Genomic DNA, 19,894 nt, shown 5'->3' with positions numbered 1-19,894 from the left:
CGGACGTGACCGACACCGCGCCGCCCGCATCCGCCCCCCAAAAAGCCCCCGGCATGATCCGGTCCTCGGCGATCTATTCGGGCCTGACCCTGGTCAGCCGGCTGATGGGCTTCGTCCGCGATCTGGTGATCTCGTACTTCCTGGGGGCCAGCGCCAATTTCGCGGCCGACGCCTTCAACACCGCCCAGATGTTCCCCAACCTGTTCCGGCGGATCTTCGCCGAGGGGGCGTTCGCGGCCGCCTTTGTGCCGGCCTATTCAAAGACCCTGGACCGCGACGGGGCCGAGGTGGCCGACAAGCTGGCCGCCGACGCCATGGCCACCATCGCCGCCTTCACGGTGGGCCTGACCCTCATCGCCCAGGCGACCATGCCCTGGCTGATGATGGTGATCAGCCCAGGCTTCGGCTTTGGCACCGACAAGTACAAGCTGGCCGTGATCCTGACCCAGATCACCATGCCCTATCTGCCCTGCATGGCGATCGTGGCCCTGCTTTCGGGCGTGCTGAACGCGCGGGGCAAGTTCATCGTCTCGGCCGCAGCGCCGATCCTGCTAAACCTCGTGACGCTGATCGCGGTGATCCCGACCAGAAACGCCCACGACGCGGCGTTGGCGGCTTCCTGGGGCATCTTCGCGGCCGGGCTCGCCCAGGTGGCGCTGCTGATCTGGGCGGTGCGCAAGGCGGGCGCCACGATCCGGTGGCGGCTTCCGCGCCTGACACCGGAGATCAAGGGTCTGATCGCTCTGGCAATCCCCGGCGCCATCGCCGCCAGCGCCAGCCAGATCAACATCACCATCTCGGGCGTTCTGGCCAGTCATGTGAACGGCGCGCGGACCTGGCTGGCCTACGCCGACCGCCTCTACCAGCTACCGCTGGGCCTGGTGGGCGTCGCCATCGGCGTGGCCTTGCTGCCGCGCCTCTCGCGGGCCGTGGCCGCCGAGGACCGCGCCGAGGCGCAAGGCGCCATGGACCAGGCCATCGTCTTCGCCCTGGCCCTGACCCTGCCGGCCGCCGTGGCCCTGTTCAGCATTCCGTTCTTCCTCATCGATGGTCTGTTCACCCGCGGCGAGTTCACGGTCTTTGACGCGCGCCAGACCGCCAACGCCCTGCTGCACTATGGCTGGGGCACCCCGGCCTTCGTGCTGGCGCGTATCCTGTCGCCGGCCTTCTTCGCCCGAGGCGACACCAAGGGGCCGATGCGATTCGCCCTGATCTCGGTCGCGGTCAACATCGGCCTGGGCCTGGCCCTGTTCCCAGTGATGGGAGTTCCCGGCCTGGCGGCGGCGACCAGCGCCGCCTCCTGGATCAATGTCCTGCAGATGGCCCTGACCCTGAACAAGCGCGGCGACTACGCCCCCAGCGCCGCCGCCTGGGGCAAGATCCTCCGGGTGCTGGCGGCCAGCGTGGCGCTGGGCCTGATCCTCGCGGCGATGTCGCACTGGCGCGCCGCGCTCGAGGCGCCCATCCTGGCGATGGGTCTGAGGTCGGCCAAGGAGCTGGCCATCCTGACCACCTGCGCCGCAGCTGCGGGACTCTACCCCGCTCTGCTGTTGCTGTCGGGCGGCGTCACCCTGGCCGAAGCCCGGACCGTGCTGCGACGTGGCGCGGGCCGTTGAGCCGGCTTGCCCTGCGCAGCGCGGAGCGGTAACCAGCGTCCATGGCCGTGATCGGATTGCGCGCGCCGCGATGGCGCGGCTCACACTGACCTGATCACCGCATCCCAGGATGCGGTTTGCGCCGCCGCGCTCGCCATTCCAAGTTTCAAGACCCAAGGCTGAAGCCATGACAGACCAAGCTCCCGTCACCTATGCGGGCCCGCCCCGCGTGCTTTCGGGCGTCCAGCCCTCAGGCGCCCTGCACCTGGGCAACTATCTCGGCGCGCTGGTGAAGTTCACCCGCCTGCAGCACGAGATCGACACCTTCATCTTCGTGGCCGATCTGCACGCCATCACCGTCTGGCAGGACCCGGCGGCCCTGGCCCAGCAGACCCGCGAGATCGCGGCGGCCTACATCGCCTCGGGCCTGGACCCCGACAAGGCGACGATCTTCCCGCAATCGGCGGTGCGCGAGCACGCCGAGCTGTCCTGGATCTTCAACTGCGTCGCGCGCCTCGGTTGGCTCGACCGCATGACGCAGTTCAAGGAGAAGAGCGGCAAGCACAAGGAGCGCAGCTCGGTGGGCCTCTATACCTACCCGGTGCTGCAGGCGGCCGACATTCTGATCTACAAGGCCACGCATGTGCCGGTCGGCGAGGACCAGAAGCAGCACCTGGAACTGACCCGCGACATCGCCCAGAAGTTCAACCACGACTTCAATGCGCCGGGCTTCTTCCCGCTGCCCGACCCGCTGATCCAGGGGCCTGGCGCGCGGGTCATGTCCTTGCGCGACGGCTCGGCCAAGATGAGCAAGTCTGATCCGTCGGACTATTCGCGCATCAACCTGACCGACACGGCCGACGACATCGCCGCCAAGGTCAAGAAGGCCCGCACCGACCCGGAACCGCTGCCGGAGACGATCGAGGAACTGGCCGGCCGCGCCGAGGCCGACAACCTGGTGGGCATCTTCGCGGCCCTGGCCGGCAAGACCAAGGCCGAGGTGCTGGCCGAGTACGCTGGCAGGGGCTTTGGCGCCTTCAAGCCGGCTCTGGCCGAATTGGCGGTCGAGAGTCTGGCGCCGGTGGGCGAGCGGATGCGCGGCCTGCTGGGCGATCCGGCGGTGCTGGATGCGATCCTGGCCAAGGGCGCTGAGAAAGCCCGCGAGGCCGCCGCCCCGACCCTCGCCGAGGTTAAGAAGCTCGTCGGCTTCTGGGGGGCATAGGCCCGTCGGCTCTAGAGCCGCAAACCGTGTCATCCCGGAAGCCTTGAAGAGGCTATCCGGGACCCAGGGGCCGGCGCACAGCAGTCGCCGCTGGGTCCCGGCTCGGCGCGCTTCGCGCTGGGCCGGGATGACAGGCTTTAAATGCGTTCCGGGATCCGCACCATCATGCGCTCGTAGCCCTTCACGAAGGTCGAGTAGACCCGCTTGGGCTCTTCCAGGACTTCGATCTTCGGGAAGCGCTTGAGGATCTCCTCCCAGACGATACGCAGCTGCATCTCGGCCAGGCGGTTGCCCACGCAGCGGTGAATGCCGAAACCGAACGACAGGTGGCGACGGGCGTTCGGGCGATCGACGATGAACTTGTCGGCGTCCTCGATGACGGTGTCGTCGCGGTTGCCTGAGACGTACCACATGACGACCTTGTCGCCCTTCTTGATCGTCTGGCCGGCCAGCTCGAAGTCTTCCAGCGCCGTGCGGCGCATGTGGGCCAGCGGCGTCTGCCAGCGGATGATCTCCGAGACCATGTTCGGGATCAGGCTGGGATCGGCGCGCAGCTTGGCTTCTTCCTGCGGGTTCTTCGACAGGGCGTAGAGGCCGCCGGTCAGCGAGTTGCGGGTGGTGTCGTTGCCGCCGACGATCAGCAGGATGACATTGCCCAGATATTCCATCGGCGGCATGTCGCGGGTGGCTTCGCCGTGGGCCAGCATCGAGATCAGGTCGTTGCCCGGCTCGGTCAGGTTCACCCGCTCGTTCCAGAGGTTGGTGAAATAGGCCAGGCACTCCAGCAGCTCGGCGCGGCGCGCCTCCTCGCTCTCGATCAGGCCGCTCTCGGGCGAGGCGGTGGCGATATCGGACCAGCGGGTCAGCTTGCGACGCTCTTCCCAGGGGAAGTCGAACAGGGTGGCCAGCATTTGGGTCGTTAGCTCGATCGACACCTTGTCGACCCAGTCGAACGGCTCGTTGATCGGCAGGGCGTCGAGGATCCCGCAGACCCGCTCACGGATAATGCCTTCCAGACGACCCAGGTTCTGCGGCGAGACGATCGGGCTGACCGTCTTGCGCTGGATGTCGTGCTTGGGCTGGTCCATGGCGATGAACATCGGCAGGACGAAGTCCTCGTCGAAGTTCCGGATCGTGATGCCGCCCAGGTGCGCGTCCGACGAGAAGACCTGGTGGGTCGTGTCGACGGTCATGATGTCGTTGTAGCGGGTGACCGACCAGTAGGGGCCGACCTCTTCGTCGCCCTTCGAATAGTGGACAGGGGCTTCCTTCCGCAGGCGCTCGAAATACGGCCACATCGCATCGGCCTGGAACAGGGCCGGGTCGGCGACGTGATAGTCTTCGAGGGGAATGGAATAGGCCCGCGCCCGCGCGTCAGCCTTAAGGTCGATCGAACCGTCGCTCATGAGATCCTCCCGCGGATCGTTGTTTTGCGACATCACGCCAGAAAATGACGCCTGTGTCACTTTTAAAATGCGCGCGTTCGGCGCCCTTGCGTCACGACGTCGCGAGGTCCATCTGAAGCGCATGTTCATTCAGACCGAAACCACCCCCAATCCAGAGGTCCTGAAGTTCCTCCCCGGCCGTGAAGTGCTGGGGGACGGCGCGCGCGAGTTCCGCACGCCCGAGGAAGGCGACGCCTCGCCGCTGGCCAAGGCGCTGTTCGACCTCGGCGACGTGACGCGGGTGTTTTTCGGCCCCGACTTCCTCACTGTGACCAAGGGCGAGGACGCCCAGTGGCCGCACCTGAAAGCGCCGATCCTAGCGGCGATCATGGACCACTTCACCAGCGGCCGACCGCTGCTGCTCGACCAAAGCGCCGAAAGCGGCGGTCACGACGAGGGCGACTACGACGAGGAGACCTCGCAGATCGTCGCCGAGATCAAGGAACTACTCGACACCCGCATCCGCCCGGCGGTGGCCCAGGACGGCGGCGACATCGTCTTCTCGCGGTTCGAACCGCAGACCGGCGTGGTGTGGCTGCACATGCGCGGCGCCTGCTCGGGCTGCCCGTCCTCGTCGGCGACGCTGAAGTCCGGCGTCGAGAACATGCTCAAGCACTACGTCCCCGAAGTGACGCGGGTCGAGCAGACCCTCTGAACCTTCGAGGTTGATCCGCGCTTTCGGGGCGCTATATCGTAACCGATCTAGTTACGGAAAGGACGTTCCATGGCCAAGCTCGAAGACACCACGCTCGCGCAGTTGTTCACGGAGGCCCGCAGCTACAACGGCTGGAACCCCGAGCCCCTGCCGGAAAGCGTGCTGCGCGAGCTGTACGCTCTGACCAAGTTCGGCCCAACCGCCGCCAACGCGACGCCGGCCCGCTTCTATTTCCTGACTTCGGCTGACGCCAAGGCGCGCCTGGCCAAGCTGTCGTCCGGCTCGAATGGCCCTAAGATCCTGCAAGCCCCCTGCACGGTGATCGTGGGCTACGATCTCGATTTCCCCGAAACCCTGCCCAAGCTCTTCCCCCATGCGCCCGGCGCCAAGGACTGGTTCAACGATCCGGTCGCCAAGGAATGGGGCGCGCTGCGCAACAGCTCGCTGCAGGGCGGCTACTTCATGATCGCCGCCCGCGCGCTGGGTCTGGACGTCGGCCCGATGTCGGGTTTCGACAACGCCGGCGTCGACGCCGAATTCTTCGCCGGGACCAACATCAAGAGCAACTTCATCGTCTCGATCGGCCACGGCACGGACGAGGGCCTGTTCCCGCGCAACCCGCGCCTGGACTTCGACGAGTCCGCCAAGATCCTCTGATCGGGATCGCATCGCCCGGACGTGAAGCTACGTCCGGGCGACAAGCGTTTTGTGCGCAGGACGCACATTCGCTAGAAGGATCCCCATGACCCTCCGCCACAGCTATCTCGCCCTGCCGTTCGTGCTTTTGGCCGCCTGTGGCCCGGCCAAGACAGATCAAGCCGCCAAGGCTGAGGACGGCGCCAAGGGCCCGGTCACCGTCGCCATCGCGCCCTATGCGGGCGGCCCCCTGAAGATCAGCAACGACGGCGTTGGACCGATCAACACGTCGGTGGCCTTCGACTTGGCGACCCTGAAGGTTCTCTTCCCCAAGGCCAAGGTCGAGCAGGCCTTCCTGCAGTCCGGCGAAGGCCCGGCCCAGCCGATCATCAATGTCGAACAGGACGGCACGCCGCTGGCCGAGATCGGCAAGACCGACGATGGCGAGATCGCCTATGTCCGCGTCGAGGCCGGCGATGCGCGCGGCCCCCGTGACGAACAGCTCTTGGCCAAGTGGGGCGAGCTTGGTTTTACGCTCGACCAGTGCCGGGCGGGCGCAGGCCGGGAGATCAATATGACCATCTGCGTGCGCCCTGACGCACCGCAGGTGTCCTACGTCTTCGGCGTCCCGGGCTGGACGAAGGCCGGCCTGCCGTCGGAAGCCGCCCTGAAGACCAAAGGCCAGCTCAACGCCCTGATCTGGCGTCCCGCCGAGGGCGCGGTCGTCGGCGCGGCTTGATCCATGATCCTCTCGATCGACACCTGCCTGGGCGCCAGTTCTGTCGCCATCGTCGACGGCGAGCGCGTGCTGGCCACGCGCGCGGAGCCCATGACCCGCGGTCACCAGGAGCGCATCGGGATTCTGGCGCGTGAGGCCGCCGCCGAGGCGGGCGTCGCGCTCTCGGACCTGTCGCGGATCGCCGTGACGGTGGGACCGGGCTCCTTCACCGGCCTGCGCGTAGGTCTCGCCTTCGCCAAAGGCCTGGCCACCGCGCTTTCCATCCCCTGCGTCGGGGTCAACACACTGGAGAGCCTAGCCTATGGCGCGCCGGGCTTCGCCGTCGCCCTGATCGACGCCCGGATGAGCCAGGTCTACATCCAGGCCTTCGTCGATGGCGCGGCGGTGATGGCGCCGGACGCGCTGGGCCTGGGCGAGGCTGCGGCGCGACTGGTCGAGCTGCATCCCGGCGGCCCCGCGACCCTGGTCGGTTCGGGCGCGCCCTTGCTGGGCGATGTGCTGAAGGACGCGACCATCCTCACTCCCGCCGCGCCCGACCCCGTGGCGGTCGCACGTCTGGCCGCCGCCCGCCCTGCGCCGACCCACACGCCCCGGCCGCTCTATCTGCGCGCGCCGTACGCAACCCTGCCTGCGGCCTAGGCTGAGCATGAACCTGCGTCCCGTCGGCTCCGAAGCCGCCTTCGATCTCGCCGACCTGCACGACAAGGCCTTCGACCGCCCCTGGACGGCGCTGGAGCTCGATGACCTCCTGAAGTCGCCCGGGGCCTTCGCCATCCTCGGCGAGGCCGGCGAGCCGGCCCAGGCCAAGGGCTTCATCCTTTGCCGATCGATCGCCGGCGAGGCCGAGATCCTGACCATCGCCGTCGATCCCGCCGCCCGCCGGCGCGGCTGGGGCGCGGCCCTGGTCGAGATCGCCGCCGGGATCGCTGCGGAGACCAAGGCCGAGGCGATGTTCCTGGAGGTCGCCGCCGACAACCTCGCCGCCATCGCGCTGTACCAGGCCACCGGCTTCCTCAAGGTGGGTTTGCGCAAGGGCTATTATCCCCATCCCGATGGGGCCAAGGACGCGCTGGTGATGCGACGGGCGCTTAACACTTAAGGGTCTTGCCCCTATCTTGCCGGCGACTCAGACGGAGGCTCCGCCGTGGATCGACTCGAAAAGGCCTGTATCGAAAAAGGCATGCGCATGACCGACCAGCGTCGGGTCATCGCGCGCGTGCTGTCGTCGGCCGAGGATCATCCGGACGTCGAAGAGCTGCACCGCCGCGCCCACGCTATCGATCCGCACATTTCGATCGCCACGGTCTACCGCACCGTGCGCCTGTTCGAGGAAAGCGGCATCATCGAGCGGCACGACTTCCGCGACGGCCGCTCGCGCTACGAGCAGAGCCCGGACCATCACCACGACCACCTGATCGACATGAAGACCGGCAAGGTCGTTGAATTCGTGGACGAGGAGATCGAGGCCCTTCAGCACGCAATCGCCAAGAAGCTCGGCTACAAGCTGATCGACCACCGCCTCGAGCTCTATGGGATGCCGCTGGAGGAGTGACGCCAACCGTCCTCTCCCCAGGGGAGAGGTGTCGGCGAAGCCGACGGAGAGGGAAGTTTTACTGAACCTCCCGTCCCCCTTCCCCTCATATCGCTTCGCGATCACCTCCCCGGCTAGGGGGAGGATCGCCCCGCCGCCCTTGCGGAACGGGCCTCTCGACCCCATAACCTCGCCGCATGAGCGAGACCCCGCAAAAGCGCCTCTTTATCAAGACCTACGGCTGTCAGATGAACGTCTATGACAGCGAGCGCATGGCCGATGTCCTGCGCCCGCTGGGCTATGGCGTCGTCGATGAGCCCGAGGGCGCGGATCTGGTGGTGCTGAACACCTGCCACATCCGCGAGAAGGCCACCGAGAAGGTCTATTCCGAGCTTGGCTACATCAAGCAGATGAAGGACCGGAAGGCCGAGGCCGGCGGTCGCATGACCATCGCCGTGGCCGGCTGCGTCGCCCAGGCCGAGGGCAAGGAGATCATGAACCGCCAGAAGGCGGTCGATCTGGTTGTCGGCCCCCAGGCCTATCACCAGCTGCCCGAGCTGATCGCCCGCGCCCACCGCGCGACCGGCGAGCGCTTGGCCGCCGACTTCGCCGCCGACGAGAAGTTCGACGCCTTACCAGCCGAGCGCCATGTCACGGGCGTCACCGCGTTCCTGACCGTGCAGGAAGGCTGCGACAAGTTCTGCACCTTCTGCGTCGTGCCCTATACGCGCGGCGGCGAGTGGTCGCGTCCGGTCAACGACATCGTCGAGGAGGCCAAGCGCCTAGCCGGCGCCGGCGTGCGCGAGGTCACCCTCTTGGGCCAGAACGTCAACGCCTATGACGGCGACGGTTCGAGCCTGGCTAAGCTGGTCCGCCAGTTGGCCAAGATCGATGGCCTGGACCGTATCCGCTACACGACCAGCCACCCGCGCGACATGGGCGATGATCTGATCGAGGCCCATGGCGAGCTGCCGGAGCTGATGCCCTATCTGCACCTGCCGGTGCAGGCGGGCAGCGACAAGATCCTGAAAGCCATGAACCGCGATCACACGGCCGAGAGCTATGTGAAGCTGATCGAGAAGATCCGCGCCGCGCGCCCCGACATCGCCATGAGCGGCGACTTCATCGTCGGCTTCCCCGGCGAGCGCGACGGCGACTTCGAAAAGACGCTGGAGCTGGTCCGCGAGGTCGGCTTCGCCTCGGCCTTCTCGTTCAAGTATTCGCGCCGCCCGGGTACGCCGGCCTCGGCCATGCCCGGTCAGGTCGACGAAGCCGTCAAGGCTGAGCGGCTGGAGCGCCTGAACCAGCTGCTCGACGAGCAGCAGCGCGCCTTCAACGCCAGCCAGGTCGGCAAGGTGCTGCCGGTGCTCTTCGAGAAGGCCGGGCGTCATCCTGGCCAGATCGTCGGCCGCAGCCCCTATCTTCAAGCCGTCCACGCCGAAGGCGGGGAGCATCTGATCGGGAAGATCGTTCCTGTCCATATCGAGAGCGCCGCCAAGATGAGCCTGGCGGGACGTCTCGAACCCGTGCTGGAGACCGCTTGAGCCGCACCCCTGAGTTCCTGCCGCTGTCCGATGACGCGGTGCACGCCGTCTCCGGCCCGAGCGGCCGCCACGCCGCCCTGATCGAGGACGCCTTCAAGGTGCTGATCGAGACGCCGGGCGGCGGCGTCACCATCACCGGCGACGCGCGGGGCCGCACCAGCGCCAAGCGCGCCTTGCAAACCCTGGCCGCTCGCGCCGACGCGGGCGACGAGGTAGTCGAGGCGGACGTGCGGATCGCCATCGGCGGCGCGCACGAGACCAGCGGCCAGGCCTCGCCCCGCGCGGTGCGCAAGGGCAATGTCTCGCCCAAGACCAAGAGCCAGGCCCAGTATCTGGAACGCATGGCCAGCCATCCGCTGGTGTTTGGCCTGGGTCCGGCCGGCACGGGCAAGACCTTCCTGGCCGTCGCCCATGGCGCGGGCATGCTGATGCGGGGCGAGGTCGACCGCCTGATCGTCACCCGCCCGGCTGTCGAGGCCGGTGAGAAGCTGGGCTTCCTGCCCGGCGACCTGAACGAGAAGGTCGATCCCTACATGGCGCCGGTCTGGGAGGCCCTGACCGACATCATGGGCGCCGACCAGCTGCGTCGCCGCCGCGAGAAGCTGGAGATCGAGGTCGCCCCCATCGCCTTCATGCGCGGCCGCACCCTGGCCCATGCGTTCGTCATCGTCGACGAGGCCCAGAACTGCTCGCGCCTGCAGATGAAGATGGTGCTGACCCGCATCGGCGAAGGCGCGCGAATGGTTGTCACCGGCGATCCGACCCAGGTGGACCTCTTGAACCCGCGCGACTCCGGCCTGGCCCACGCCGTGTCGATCCTGGAAGGCGTCGAGGGCGTCGCGGTGTCGCGCTTTACGTCTTCCGACGTCGTGCGCCACCCGCTCGTCGAACGCATCGTCAAGGCCTATGACGCGGACGCGGCGCAGAGTACTCCCCGGTAACATGACCATCACCGTAGATATCGAGATCGAGGACGAAGCCTGGACGGCGGCGGAGCCGGAGGCCGAGGCCTTGGTCTGGCGCGCCGCCCAGGCTGTTCTGGACGCGCATGAAGACATCGAGGGCCAGGGGATCGTGATCCTGCTGACCGACGATGACAGTGTGCGGACCTTGAACCGCGACTTTCGCCAGAAGGACTACGCGACCAACGTCCTGTCCTTCCCATCCCCTCAAGGTCCCGAGGCCAATCCCGAAGGTCAGATCGGCGACATCGCGCTGGCCTATGGCGTCTGCGCGCGCGAGGCGGCCGAACAGGGCAAGCCGCTGGCCCACCACCTGCAACATCTGGTGGCGCACGGCGTGCTTCATCTTTTAGGATATGACCACGAGCGCGACGACGAGGCGGAAGCCATGGAGGCGCTCGAACGCGAAATCCTGGCGGGTCTGGACGTTCCCGACCCCTATGCCGGCGATGAAGAGGGACGCTGACCGGGGCCATGCCCAGCGACGAGCCTAGTCAACAGCCCGCCGCCCGACGAAGCCGGGGCGTGCGGGCGTTCTTCCGACGTATGCGCAAGCAACTGACGGGCGGCGGCGAGTCGCCTCGCCCGCCCGAAACCGCAGCGTCCGCGGCTGCGGTCGACCTAGTGGATCAGGCCGAAGCCTTTCAAAGCCTGCGGGTCGCCGATGTGATGACGCCGCGCGCCGACATCGTCGCGGTCGAACTGTCGACCCCGTTCGAAGCGGTCGCCGCCCAGTTCGCCGAAGCCGAACACTCCCGCATGCCGATCTACCGCGAGACGCTCGACGACCCTGTCGGCGTCGTCCACGTCAAGGATGTGTTCCGCCTGCTGGCCGACGAGGCCAAGCGGCCCGCGCCTGGCGATCTGGTGCTGAACAAGCTGCGCCGCGACGCGTTGTACGTGCCTGCGTCAATGAAGGCCGCCGACCTCCTGCTCCGCATGCGCACCAGTCGTATTCACATGGCCCTCGTCATCGACGAGTTCGGCGGCACCGACGGGCTGGTCTCCATGGAAGACCTTATCGAAGCCGTGGTCGGCGAAATCGACGACGAACATGACGACGCCACCGCCGCGGCTGTGGTCGCCCGCCCGGGTGGCGTGTTCGACGCCGACGCCCGCGCGCCGCTCGAAGAGCTGGAGGCCGCCCTGAGCCATGATCTGGCGCCGCCGGACATGGACGAGGACATCGACACGGTCGCCGGCCTGGTCGTCGCCTTGGCCGGGCGCGTACCGCAGCGGGGCGAGGTCATCGCCCATCCCGATGGTTTCGAGTTCGAGGTGGTCGAGGCCGACCCCCGTCGGGTGCGGCGCGTTCGCGTGCGCGGCGGTCCGTCTCGACCCTCGGAGGCCGTCCTTGACGGCGCCGTCATGGATTCAGAGCGCTCGTGACAGCCTGGGCGCAGTTTCGCCAACACCGCTGGAGCGGACCCCTGCTGGCCCTGATCTCGGGCCTCGCGGCGGCGTTTGCCCATCCGCCCATCGGCTTCCTGCCTGGCCTGCTGGGTTATGCGGGACTGCTCCATCTGCTCGACGACGCGAGTCCCCAACGTCCGCTGCGCTCGGCGTTCTGGCGCGGCTGGCTCGCAGGCCTTGGCTACTTCAGCCTTGGCACCTGGTGGATCGGCGAGGCCTTCATGGTCGACGCCGCCAACCAGGGCTGGATGGCCCCGTTCGCCGTCTCCGCGATGGCGGCCGGCCTGGCCCTGTTCTGGGGTCTCGCCGCCTTGATCTACCGTCTTGTCCGGCCGGCCGGCGTGATGCGCGTGCTGGCCTTCGCCGGCGCGTTCGCGACCCTGGAGTGGATGCGCGGACACGTATTGACCGGCTTTCCCTGGAACCTCCCGGGCGAGACCTGGCGAGCAGGCTCCGCCCCCTCGCAGGCCGCCGCCCTGGTCGGCGCCTATGGCCTGACCTGGATCACCATCGCTACGGCCGCCGCCGCCGCCGTCTGGCGCGAGGGCCGCGCGGGCCGGATCGCGGTGGGAGTCGCCGGGAGCGCGCTGATCGGCCTCTATGGCTACGGCGCAATCGCTCTGTCGCGCCCCGTCGCGACAGGCGCGCCGACCACGGTGCGCATCGTTCAGGCCGACATTCAGCAAGACGCCAAGTGGGACGCCGTGCGCTTCTCCCAGATCGTCCAGGCCTATGTGTCGCTGACCGCCAAGCCCTATTCGGATAGGCCCACAGATATCGTGATCTGGCCCGAAGGCGCTTTGCCGGCCGCGATCAATGACTATCTCGCGCCGGGAACCTGGGTGCGCCAAGCGATCACCGACAGCTTGCGGCCCGGACAGTTGCTGTTGATCGGTGGCTACCGTTACGAGGGCCCCGCCGAACGTCCGGTCTATTTCAACAGCCTGATCGCCTTGCGGCGCACGGAAGCGGACCTCGAACTGGTCGGCATCTATGACAAGCATCGTCTGGTGCCGTTCGGCGAGTACCTACCCGCTGACCGGTTCCTGACCGCGATCGGCTTCAAAAGCCTGGCGCACCTGGGCGACGGCTTCGCCACAGGTCCCTCGCCCGCGCCCTTGCGGGTTTCGCCCGAACTCCTGGTTCAGCCCCTGATCTGCTACGAAAGCCTCTTCCCAGGCTTGGCCAGACCGGATCCCAATGTCCGCGCCCTGATCAATGTTTCGAACGACGCCTGGTTCGGCGTCACGTCCGGCCCGCCACAGCATCTGAACCTGGCGAGCTACCGTGCGATCGAAAGCGCCAAGCCGATGTTGCGCGCGACACCGACGGGTATCAGCGCCGTTGTCGATGCGCGCGGACGAATCGCACCTGGCGCATCGCTTGCCTTAGGAAAAAGTGGCGTCATTGACGCGCAAATACCCGGCATGGGCCAGGTTACGCCCTACGACGACTTCGGAGATTTGGCGTTTTTGATGCTTATACTTATATCAGGGGTTGCATCAGCTCGCCCTTGGATCGTCAAAACCTCATCCTCTATTGCACGCCAGCGAAACTTAAGCTGAACTTGAAATCCAAGTTTCAGCTTCTGGCGTGGGCATGAGCGAACCGTCGGATACCGAACGCCGCCCCAATCCCGTCGACCTGCATGTTGGCGCTCGTATTCGCATGCGTCGGCGGATCCTGGGCGTCAGCCAGGAGCGGCTCGCCGAGGACCTGGGCCTCACCTTTCAGCAGGTTCAGAAATACGAGCGCGGCGCCAACAGGGTCAGCGCCAGCAAGCTCTACGAGATCGCCAAGAGCTTGCAGTCGCCCGTGGACTACTTCTTCGAGGGTCTGGAGGACACCACAAGTGGCGGCATGGCCGAGCGGGGCGGGCCCTTCGTACATGACCTGTTGCTGACTTCAGAGGGGCTGGAGCTCGCCACGCTGTTTCCCAGGATCGACAGACAGAGGGTTCGTCGACGGATCCTGGAGCTGGTGCGATCGATGGCCGCGGAAGATGCGGCGGCCGAGACCGACGATTGACGCCGCTGTTAGATAAGCTCGCCTTGCTCGCATAAACATATCTTTATATGATTCTGGTCTAACTGGACGCCGACTGGGCGTCCGCGCGCCCGTGCGTGTCTTCATGACCGGAGCTGTCTCTTGAGCCGTTCGTCCTACATCTTCACCAGCGAGAGCGTTTCCGAAGGTCATCCCGACAAGGTCGCCGATCGGATCAGCGACACCGTCGTCGACGCCTTCCTTTCGGTCGATCCCGAGGCGCGGGTCGCCTGCGAGACGCTGGTGACCACCAACCGCGTCGTGCTGGCTGGCGAGGTCCGCGCCGGCAAGCCGGACGGCGACAAGAAGGCCAACAAGCAGCTGACCAAGGACATCCTTGGCTCGCTGGAGCCCAAGGTCCGGGCGGCGATCAAGGACATCGGCTACGAGCAGAAGGGCTTCCACTGGCAGAAGGCGAAGTACTCCAACTTCCTGCACGGCCAGTCCGCCCACATCGCCCAGGGCGTGGACGCGACCGACAAGAAGGACGAAGGCGCCGGCGACCAGGGCATCATGTTCGGCTACGCCAGCACCGAGACCCCGGAGCTGATGCCGGCCACGCTTCAATACAGCCACAACATTCTCAAGCGCCTCGCCGAGCTGCGCCACTCGGGCGACCTCTCGGAGCTCGAGCCGGACGCCAAGAGCCAGGTCACGCTCGAATATGACGGCGCCGGCCGCCCGCAACGCGTGGTGTCGATCGTCGTGTCGCACCAGCACAAGAAGAAGATCGACGGCAAGGCCGCGACCTCCAAGCGGGTGCTGGAGCTCATCAAGCCGCACATCCTGCCGATCTTCCCGGACGGCCTGATCACCAAGAAGACCCAGTGGCTGGTCAATCCGACCGGCCGTTTCGAGATCGGCGGCCCTGATGGCGACGCCGGCCTCACCGGTCGCAAGATCATCGTCGACACCTACGGCGGCGCGGCCCCGCACGGCGGCGGCGCGTTTTCAGGCAAGGATCCAACCAAGGTCGATCGCTCGGCGGCTTATGCCTGTCGGTACCTCGCCAAGAACGTGGTGGCCGCCGGCCTCGCCGACCGCTGTACGATCCAGATCGCCTACGCCATCGGCGTGGCCCAGCCGGTCTCGTTCCATGTCGACCTGCACGGCACGGGCAAGGTGGATCCGGCGGTGCTGGAAAAGACCCTGCCGCAGCTGATCGGCGGCGCGACCCCCCGCGCCATCCGCGAGCACCTGCAACTGAACCGTCCGATCTACGCCCGCACCGCCGCCTACGGCCACTTCGGCCGCACGCCCGACAACGAAGGCGGCTTCTCCTGGGAGAAGACCGATCTGGTCGGCGACCTGAAGGGCTTGGCGTAAGCCTCAGGCCACATCCTGATAGCGCGGGCTCCGATCCTCACAGGTCGGAGCCCGTTTTCTTTTCCCGCCCAGCGCTTTAAGACCCGCCCATGACCAACCCCCAACAACCCCATGGGCCGCTGCGCTCGTTCGGCCGGCTGAAGTCGCGCCCGGTGAAGCCACGCCAGCAGGCGCTGCTCGACACCCTGCTGCCCGAGATCGCCGTGCCCCAGGGTCCGTTCCAGCCGCTCGACCTGATGCCGGGCGCCAAGGCGGTTTGGCTTGAGATCGGCTTCGGCGGCGGCGAGCACATGGCCGCTCAGGCCGGCCGAAACCCCGAGACCCTGGTGATCGGCGCCGAGCCGTTCGTGAACGGCGTGGCCAGCGCCGTGCGTCACGTCGAGGAGCAGGCGCTCAAGAATGTCCGTATCCACGAAGGCGACGCCCGCGACGTGGTGGACTGGCTGCCTGAGGCGTGTCTGGACCGGGTTTTCATCATGTTCCCCGACCCCTGGCACAAGGCCCGCCACAACAAGCGCCGCCTGATCCAGCCCGAGTTCGTCGCCAAGCTGGCCCGTGTGATGAAGCCTGGCGCGGCTCTTCGGTTCGCGACCGACTGGGCCGACTACGCGGAATGGACCACAGAGCGCGTACTCGCTGATTCCAGCTTCTGCTTCGCCGAGGAAACAGCGGACCGCAACGCGATCCCGGCCGATCACGTGACCACGCGCTACGAGGAAAAGAAGCTGGGCGATTGCGCGCCGGTGTTCCTGGATTTCATCCGCGCGTAGAGCGTGATCGCCGCCAAGAAAAAGGGCCGGCTTGCAGCCGGCCCTTCTGAACTCAGTAGCTTTCGTTGTAGCGCTTGATCGCAGTGCGGATGATCTCGGCGGTCTCGTCCGGATCGGCCCAGCCGGTGATCTTGGTCGACTTGCCCTTTTCCAGGTCCTTGTAGTGCTGGAAGAAGTGGGCGATCTGCTCGGTCAGGATGGTCGGCAGGTCGCGCCAGCTGGTCACGCCCGTGTAGAACGGGTGCAGCTTGTCGACCGGAACAGCCAGGATCTTTTCGTCCGAACCGGCTTCGTCGACCATCATCAGGGTACCGATCGGACGGCAGCGGATGATGGCGCCGGGCACCACCGGGGTTGGCCCCACCACCATGATGTCGGCGGGGTCGCCGTCATCGGCCAGGGTGTGCGGGATGAAGCCGTAGTTGGCCGGATAGAACATCGCCGTGTGCAGGAAGCGGTCGACCATCAGGGCGCCGCTTTCCTTGTCGATCTCGTACTTCACCGGCTCGCCGCCCTGCGGGATCTCGATGATGGCGTTCAGGTCGTACGGCGGGTTCACGCCGACGGCGATCTTGGACAGGTCCATTTTGACTCTTTATCAGATGCGGCCCTTGGGGAGCGGCCTGCGCGGCTGGGCTTATAGGCCCAAAATGCTGCGACGCGGAAGACGACTCTGGAGATTTCCCCGCCATGAGTCGACAACGGCCGGCAATTCGCCTACAAAGCGTTCCACATCGTCCGTTAGCGCTAGATGGCGCTTTCGAGCGGCGGCCCGAAAGGCTGCCGCTTTTTGTTTGGCCGAACGGTCTCAGCGCCGCCGGCCCAGAACTTGAGTTGAGAGACCGTGCGCGGCAAGACGCAGGAAGACCGTGATCTGATCGAGATGCTCGATCCCGTGGCTGAAAGCCTCGGCTACGAGATTGTCCGCCTGCGCCTGATGGGCGGCGAAGAGCAGCGTCGTCTGCAGATCATGGCCGAGCATCCGCTCCTGGAAGACGGCACGGGCGGCGACATGAACGTCGAGGACTGCGCCAAGCTGTCGCGCGCGGTTTCCGAGGTGCTGGACGCCGCCGATCCGATCTCCGGCGAATACACCCTGGAAGTCTCCAGCCCCGGGATCGACCGGCCGCTGACCCGCCTGAAGGACTTCGACGACTATGCGGGCCTTGAGGCCCGCATCGAGCTCGATCGCGTGGCCGAGGGCCGCAAGCGCTTCAAGGGCGAGCTCGCCGGCGTCGAGGACGACCAGGTGGGCCTGAACATCGAGGGCGAGGACGACGTCACCGTCTACTTCCCCTTCGCGTGGGTCATCGACGCCAAGCTCGTCATGACCGACGCCCTCATGGAGCGGGGGGCCAAGCAACGGGCCGCCCGCCTCGAATCCGAAAACGAAGACCTGTCCGAAAGTGAAGAGGACTGACCATGGCCATCGGCATCGCCGCCAACCGGCTTGAACTCCTGCAGATCGCCGACGCGGTCGCCCGTGAAAAGGGCATCGAGAAGGAAGTTGTCATCGAGGCCATCGAGGACGCCCTGCAGAAGGCCGCCCGCGCCCGCTACGGCGCCGAGCACGACATCCGCGTCAAGATCGACCCCAAGACGGGCGAGACGACGCAAAAGCGTGTGATCGAAGTCGTCGCGGACGAGACCGATCTGGAAGGCGAGATCGGCAAGATGCCGTTCTCGATCGCCAAGCGCACGTGGCGCGACGCCGAGATCGGCAAGGTCTACGAAGAAGTCCTGCCGCCGTTCGAAATCGGCCGCGTCCAGACTCAGATGGCCCGTCAGGTCGTCATGCATAAGGTCCGCGAAGCCGAGCGCGAGCGTCAGTACGACGAGTACAAGGATCGCGTGGGCGAGATCGTCAACGGCAGCGTCAAGCGCGTCGAGTACGGCAACGTCATCGTCGACCTGGGCCGCGGCGAAGGCATCATGCGCCGCGACCAGTCGATCCCGCGCGAGAACTTCAACGTCGGCGACCGCATCCGCGCCTACATCTACGACGTCCGTCGCGAGACCAAGGGCCCGCAGATCATGCTGAGCCGGGCGCACGGCGGCTTCATGGCCAAGCTGTTCGCCCAGGAAGTGCCGGAAGTCTATGACGGCGTCATCGAGATCCGCGCCGTCGCTCGCGACCCGGGCTCGCGCGCCAAGATGGCCGTCATCTCCAACGACGGTTCGATCGATCCCGTCGGCGCCTGCGTCGGCATGCGCGGCTCGCGCGTGCAGGCCGTCGTGGCCGAGCTGCAGGGCGAGAAGATCGACATCATCCAGTGGTCGGAAGACGAAGCCACCTTCATCGTCAACGCCCTGGCCCCCGCCGAAGTCTCCAAGGTCGTCATGGACGAGGAAGACGAGCGCGTCGAAGTCGTGGTGCCGGACGAACAGCTGTCGCTGGCCATCGGCCGTCGCGGCCAGAACGTTCGCCTCGCCTCGCAGCTGACCGGCTGGCAGATCGACATCATGACCGAAAGCCAGGAGAGCGAGCGCCGTCAGCGCGAGTTCGCCGAGCGCACCGCTCTCTTCCAGGAAGCCCTGGACGTCGACGAGGTCATCGCCCAGCTGCTGGTCACCGAAGGCTTCGCCGCGGTGGAAGACGTCGCCTATGTCGAGCCGCATGAAATCGCCTCGATCGAGGGCTTCGACGAAGAAACCGCCGAGGAATTGCAGGCTCGCGCCCGCGAATTCCTCGAGAAGGAAGCCGCCGAGCTGGACGCCAAGCGCAAGGCTCTGGGCGTCGAGGACGAGGTCCTGGCGATCGAAGGCGTGACCCTGGCCATGGCCGTGGCCCTGGGCGAAGGCGACGTGAAGTCGGTCGAAGATCTTGCCGGTCTGGTGCCTGACGACATGCGCGGCTGGTTCGAGAACAAGGGCGGCGAGCGCGTGCGCGAGCCGGGCATCCTGGAAAGCTTCAACCTGTCGCCGGAAGACGCCGAGGCCCTGATCATGCGCGCTCGTATCGCCATGGGTTGGGTCGAAGCCCCGCCGGAGCCGGAATACGAAGACGCCGAGGGCGACTCCGCTGAAGAAGCGACCGCTGAAGGCGACGTCGCCGCAGAGCAGGAAGAGGCCTAAGCGCTTTGGAGCTGTGCTGGACGGCCTCGCGGAGCAATCCGCGGGGCCGTTCGCGCTCCTAGGCCGCTCGCAAGATCATGACCGAAGCCCCCGCGCCCAGGACCCACGCCGAAGCCAATCGCCTGCGCAAGGACATCGTCCTGGGCGAGGCGACCGACGAGGCGCGCCTGATCCGGTTCGTGGCTGGGCCGGACGGCGCTGTGGTTCCGGACCTAGCGCGCAAGCTGCCCGGGCGAGGCATATGGGTCGGCGCCGACCGCGAGTCGATTACGACAGCGGCCAAAAAGGGGCTCTTCTCGCGCGCCGCCAAGACCAAGCTGACGCCGCCGGCGGATCTGGCCGACCAGGTCGAGGCGCTTCTGGCGCGGCGCGTTCTTGAGGGCCTGGGCCTTGCGCGTAAGGCTGGGAGCATTATTTCCGGGTTCGAAAAGGTCGTGGCCGCCCTTGGAACGGGCAAGGTCGCTTGGCTGATCGAGGCCTCGGACGGGGCCGAAGACGGTCGCCGCAAGGTCCTGGCGGCCGCGCGAAGGGCCACAAATCAGCCGCGACTGCTGGGCGCATTCAATTCCGACGAATTGGGTTTGGCCTTGGGCGGGGAGAATGTGATACACACAGCGTTTCTCGCTGGGCGCGGGATCGATCGCTGGGCATTGGATGTCGAGCGTTTGTCCGGCTTCCGCCCGCTTCTGCCTCCCGAATGGTCGGCGAACGGACGCGAGGGCGACTAGGCGTTTCTGCTTCGGCGGGAGCCCTGATCAGACGGCGGGCCTGTCCGCCCGGTCGGTTCGCTGACCCTGGCAGGCGCTAGAGCTTTTCCATCCTACCGGGCCTCCGGTGAGATGGAAAAGCTCTAGAATCTTTGAGTGAGCCCAGGTGTTCGGCCGGGCTCGTGAGCGAAGGGTCGGGGAAACGGCTTCCTTTTGGAGGTACGTCCG

Annotated in this window: 22 protein-coding genes; 20 read left to right on the top strand and 2 right to left on the bottom strand. The window is 66.6% G+C overall.

Going from position 1 to position 19,894, the window contains the following annotated elements; genetic code table 11:
* Positions 1-5 precede the first annotated feature (5 nt).
* The 3 genes from murJ to trpS all read left to right on the top strand — a co-directional run bounded on the left by murJ (position 6) and on the right by trpS (position 2,817).
* Positions 6-1,616: a murein biosynthesis integral membrane protein MurJ gene (gene murJ, locus ACT53N_RS05455; RefSeq protein WP_476062941.1), complete on the top strand. Its 1,611-nt coding sequence runs from the start codon at positions 6-8 to the stop codon at positions 1,614-1,616.
* Positions 1,617-1,657: 41 nt separating this feature from the next.
* Positions 1,658-1,705: a hypothetical protein gene (locus tag ACT53N_RS05450; RefSeq protein WP_476063398.1), complete on the top strand. Its 48-nt coding sequence runs from the start codon at positions 1,658-1,660 to the stop codon at positions 1,703-1,705.
* Positions 1,706-1,782: 77 nt separating this feature from the next.
* Complete coding sequence (gene trpS, locus ACT53N_RS05445) at positions 1,783-2,817, top strand: tryptophan--tRNA ligase (RefSeq protein WP_476062940.1); 1,035 nt, start codon at positions 1,783-1,785, stop codon at positions 2,815-2,817.
* 137 nt (positions 2,818-2,954) lie between these two features.
* Here the strand turns inward: trpS and ACT53N_RS05440 are convergent, their stop codons facing one another.
* Positions 2,955-4,223, bottom strand: a complete 1,269-nt coding sequence (locus tag ACT53N_RS05440; protein WP_476062939.1) for a cytochrome P450 — start codon at positions 4,221-4,223, stop codon at positions 2,955-2,957.
* 121 nt (positions 4,224-4,344) lie between these two features.
* Here ACT53N_RS05440 and ACT53N_RS05435 point away from each other — a divergent pair, with 121 nt between their 5' ends.
* The 14 genes from ACT53N_RS05435 to trmB all read left to right on the top strand — a co-directional run bounded on the left by ACT53N_RS05435 (position 4,345) and on the right by trmB (position 15,884).
* Positions 4,345-4,917, top strand: a complete 573-nt coding sequence (locus tag ACT53N_RS05435) for a NifU family protein (protein ID WP_476062938.1) — start codon at positions 4,345-4,347, stop codon at positions 4,915-4,917.
* A gap of 69 nt (positions 4,918-4,986) precedes the next feature.
* Complete coding sequence (locus tag ACT53N_RS05430) at positions 4,987-5,574, top strand: malonic semialdehyde reductase (protein WP_476062937.1); 588 nt, start codon at positions 4,987-4,989, stop codon at positions 5,572-5,574.
* Positions 5,575-5,659: 85 nt separating this feature from the next.
* On the top strand, positions 5,660-6,292 hold the full coding sequence (locus ACT53N_RS05425; RefSeq protein WP_476062936.1) for a DUF1131 family protein: 633 nt from the start codon (positions 5,660-5,662) through the stop codon (positions 6,290-6,292).
* Between the two features lie 3 nt (positions 6,293-6,295).
* Entirely contained in the window at positions 6,296-6,931 is a 636-nt protein-coding gene (gene tsaB / locus ACT53N_RS05420; RefSeq protein WP_476062935.1) for a tRNA (adenosine(37)-N6)-threonylcarbamoyltransferase complex dimerization subunit type 1 TsaB, read from the top strand.
* A 7-nt stretch (positions 6,932-6,938) separates the two neighbouring features.
* Entirely contained in the window at positions 6,939-7,391 is a 453-nt protein-coding gene (locus ACT53N_RS05415; RefSeq protein WP_476062934.1) for a GNAT family N-acetyltransferase, read from the top strand.
* A gap of 45 nt (positions 7,392-7,436) precedes the next feature.
* On the top strand, positions 7,437-7,844 hold the full coding sequence (locus ACT53N_RS05410) for a Fur family transcriptional regulator (RefSeq protein ID WP_010917946.1): 408 nt from the start codon (positions 7,437-7,439) through the stop codon (positions 7,842-7,844).
* Between the two features lie 176 nt (positions 7,845-8,020).
* Positions 8,021-9,367: a tRNA (N6-isopentenyl adenosine(37)-C2)-methylthiotransferase MiaB gene (gene miaB, locus ACT53N_RS05405; protein WP_476062933.1), complete on the top strand. Its 1,347-nt coding sequence runs from the start codon at positions 8,021-8,023 to the stop codon at positions 9,365-9,367.
* Positions 9,364-10,308 (top strand): PhoH family protein, encoded by a 945-nt coding sequence (locus ACT53N_RS05400; protein ID WP_476062932.1) that lies wholly within the window; start codon positions 9,364-9,366, stop codon positions 10,306-10,308. Before miaB ends, ACT53N_RS05400 begins: the two co-directional genes overlap by 4 nt.
* A 19-nt stretch (positions 10,309-10,327) precedes the next feature.
* The gene (ybeY, locus tag ACT53N_RS05395) at positions 10,328-10,795 is read left to right on the top strand and encodes an rRNA maturation RNase YbeY (protein ID WP_476063397.1); all 468 of its coding nucleotides are present in this window, start codon (positions 10,328-10,330) and stop codon (positions 10,793-10,795) included.
* Between the two features lie 8 nt (positions 10,796-10,803).
* Positions 10,804-11,718, top strand: coding sequence for a hemolysin family protein (locus tag ACT53N_RS05390; protein WP_476062931.1), 915 nt, complete (start codon positions 10,804-10,806; stop codon positions 11,716-11,718).
* A complete protein-coding gene (lnt, locus tag ACT53N_RS05385; protein ID WP_476062930.1) occupies positions 11,715-13,307 on the top strand; it encodes an apolipoprotein N-acyltransferase in 1,593 nt (530 codons plus the stop codon). The genes ACT53N_RS05390 and lnt overlap by 4 nt, the downstream gene beginning before the upstream one ends.
* Before the next feature lie 28 nt (positions 13,308-13,335).
* The gene (locus ACT53N_RS05380; RefSeq protein ID WP_476062929.1) at positions 13,336-13,770 is read left to right on the top strand and encodes a helix-turn-helix domain-containing protein; all 435 of its coding nucleotides are present in this window, start codon (positions 13,336-13,338) and stop codon (positions 13,768-13,770) included.
* Positions 13,771-13,890: 120 nt separating this feature from the next.
* Positions 13,891-15,114 carry a methionine adenosyltransferase gene (metK, locus tag ACT53N_RS05375; RefSeq protein WP_476062928.1) on the top strand — a complete coding sequence of 408 codons (1,224 nt, stop codon included), beginning with the start codon at positions 13,891-13,893 and terminating at the stop codon, positions 15,112-15,114.
* Between the two features lie 89 nt (positions 15,115-15,203).
* On the top strand, positions 15,204-15,884 hold the full coding sequence (trmB, locus tag ACT53N_RS05370; RefSeq protein ID WP_476062927.1) for a tRNA (guanosine(46)-N7)-methyltransferase TrmB: 681 nt from the start codon (positions 15,204-15,206) through the stop codon (positions 15,882-15,884).
* Between the two features lie 52 nt (positions 15,885-15,936).
* Here the strand turns inward: trmB and ppa are convergent, their stop codons facing one another.
* Positions 15,937-16,470 carry an inorganic diphosphatase gene (gene ppa / locus ACT53N_RS05365; protein WP_062097522.1) on the bottom strand — a complete coding sequence of 178 codons (534 nt, stop codon included), beginning with the start codon at positions 16,468-16,470 and terminating at the stop codon, positions 15,937-15,939.
* A 258-nt stretch (positions 16,471-16,728) separates the two neighbouring features.
* Here ppa and rimP point away from each other — a divergent pair, with 258 nt between their 5' ends.
* The 3 genes from rimP to ACT53N_RS05350 all read left to right on the top strand — a co-directional run bounded on the left by rimP (position 16,729) and on the right by ACT53N_RS05350 (position 19,687).
* Positions 16,729-17,304: a ribosome maturation factor RimP gene (gene rimP, locus ACT53N_RS05360; protein ID WP_476062926.1), complete on the top strand. Its 576-nt coding sequence runs from the start codon at positions 16,729-16,731 to the stop codon at positions 17,302-17,304.
* Positions 17,305-17,306: 2 nt separating this feature from the next.
* On the top strand, positions 17,307-18,959 hold the full coding sequence (nusA, locus tag ACT53N_RS05355) for a transcription termination factor NusA (RefSeq protein ID WP_476062925.1): 1,653 nt from the start codon (positions 17,307-17,309) through the stop codon (positions 18,957-18,959).
* A 77-nt stretch (positions 18,960-19,036) separates the two neighbouring features.
* Positions 19,037-19,687 (top strand): RNA-binding protein, encoded by a 651-nt coding sequence (locus ACT53N_RS05350; protein ID WP_476062924.1) that lies wholly within the window; start codon positions 19,037-19,039, stop codon positions 19,685-19,687.
* Positions 19,688-19,894 lie beyond the last annotated feature (207 nt).

It is taken from the genome of Caulobacter sp. DMC95 (assembly GCF_056313785.1).
Note: the sequence above shows the minus strand (reverse complement) of the source record. Positions and strands in the feature narration are given on the sequence as shown.

Bases quoted from the DNA above. Each gene is read 5' to 3' on its own strand.
- trpS (WP_476062940.1), top strand. From the start codon at position 1,783: ATGACAGACCAAGCTCCCGTCACCTATGCGGGCCCGCCCCGCGTGCTT.
- ACT53N_RS05440 (WP_476062939.1), bottom strand. From the start codon at position 4,223: ATGAGCGACGGTTCGATCGACCTTAAGGCTGACGCGCGGGCGCGGGCC.
- ACT53N_RS05435 (WP_476062938.1), top strand. From the start codon at position 4,345: ATGTTCATTCAGACCGAAACCACCCCCAATCCAGAGGTCCTGAAGTTC.
- ACT53N_RS05430 (WP_476062937.1), top strand. From the start codon at position 4,987: ATGGCCAAGCTCGAAGACACCACGCTCGCGCAGTTGTTCACGGAGGCC.
- ACT53N_RS05425 (WP_476062936.1), top strand. From the start codon at position 5,660: ATGACCCTCCGCCACAGCTATCTCGCCCTGCCGTTCGTGCTTTTGGCC.
- tsaB (WP_476062935.1), top strand. From the start codon at position 6,296: ATGATCCTCTCGATCGACACCTGCCTGGGCGCCAGTTCTGTCGCCATC.
- ACT53N_RS05415 (WP_476062934.1), top strand. From the start codon at position 6,939: ATGAACCTGCGTCCCGTCGGCTCCGAAGCCGCCTTCGATCTCGCCGAC.
- miaB (WP_476062933.1), top strand. From the start codon at position 8,021: ATGAGCGAGACCCCGCAAAAGCGCCTCTTTATCAAGACCTACGGCTGT.
- ACT53N_RS05390 (WP_476062931.1), top strand. From the start codon at position 10,804: ATGCCCAGCGACGAGCCTAGTCAACAGCCCGCCGCCCGACGAAGCCGG.
- trmB (WP_476062927.1), top strand. From the start codon at position 15,204: ATGACCAACCCCCAACAACCCCATGGGCCGCTGCGCTCGTTCGGCCGG.
- ppa (WP_062097522.1), bottom strand. From the start codon at position 16,470: ATGGACCTGTCCAAGATCGCCGTCGGCGTGAACCCGCCGTACGACCTG.
- nusA (WP_476062925.1), top strand. From the start codon at position 17,307: ATGGCCATCGGCATCGCCGCCAACCGGCTTGAACTCCTGCAGATCGCC.
- ACT53N_RS05350 (WP_476062924.1), top strand. From the start codon at position 19,037: ATGACCGAAGCCCCCGCGCCCAGGACCCACGCCGAAGCCAATCGCCTG.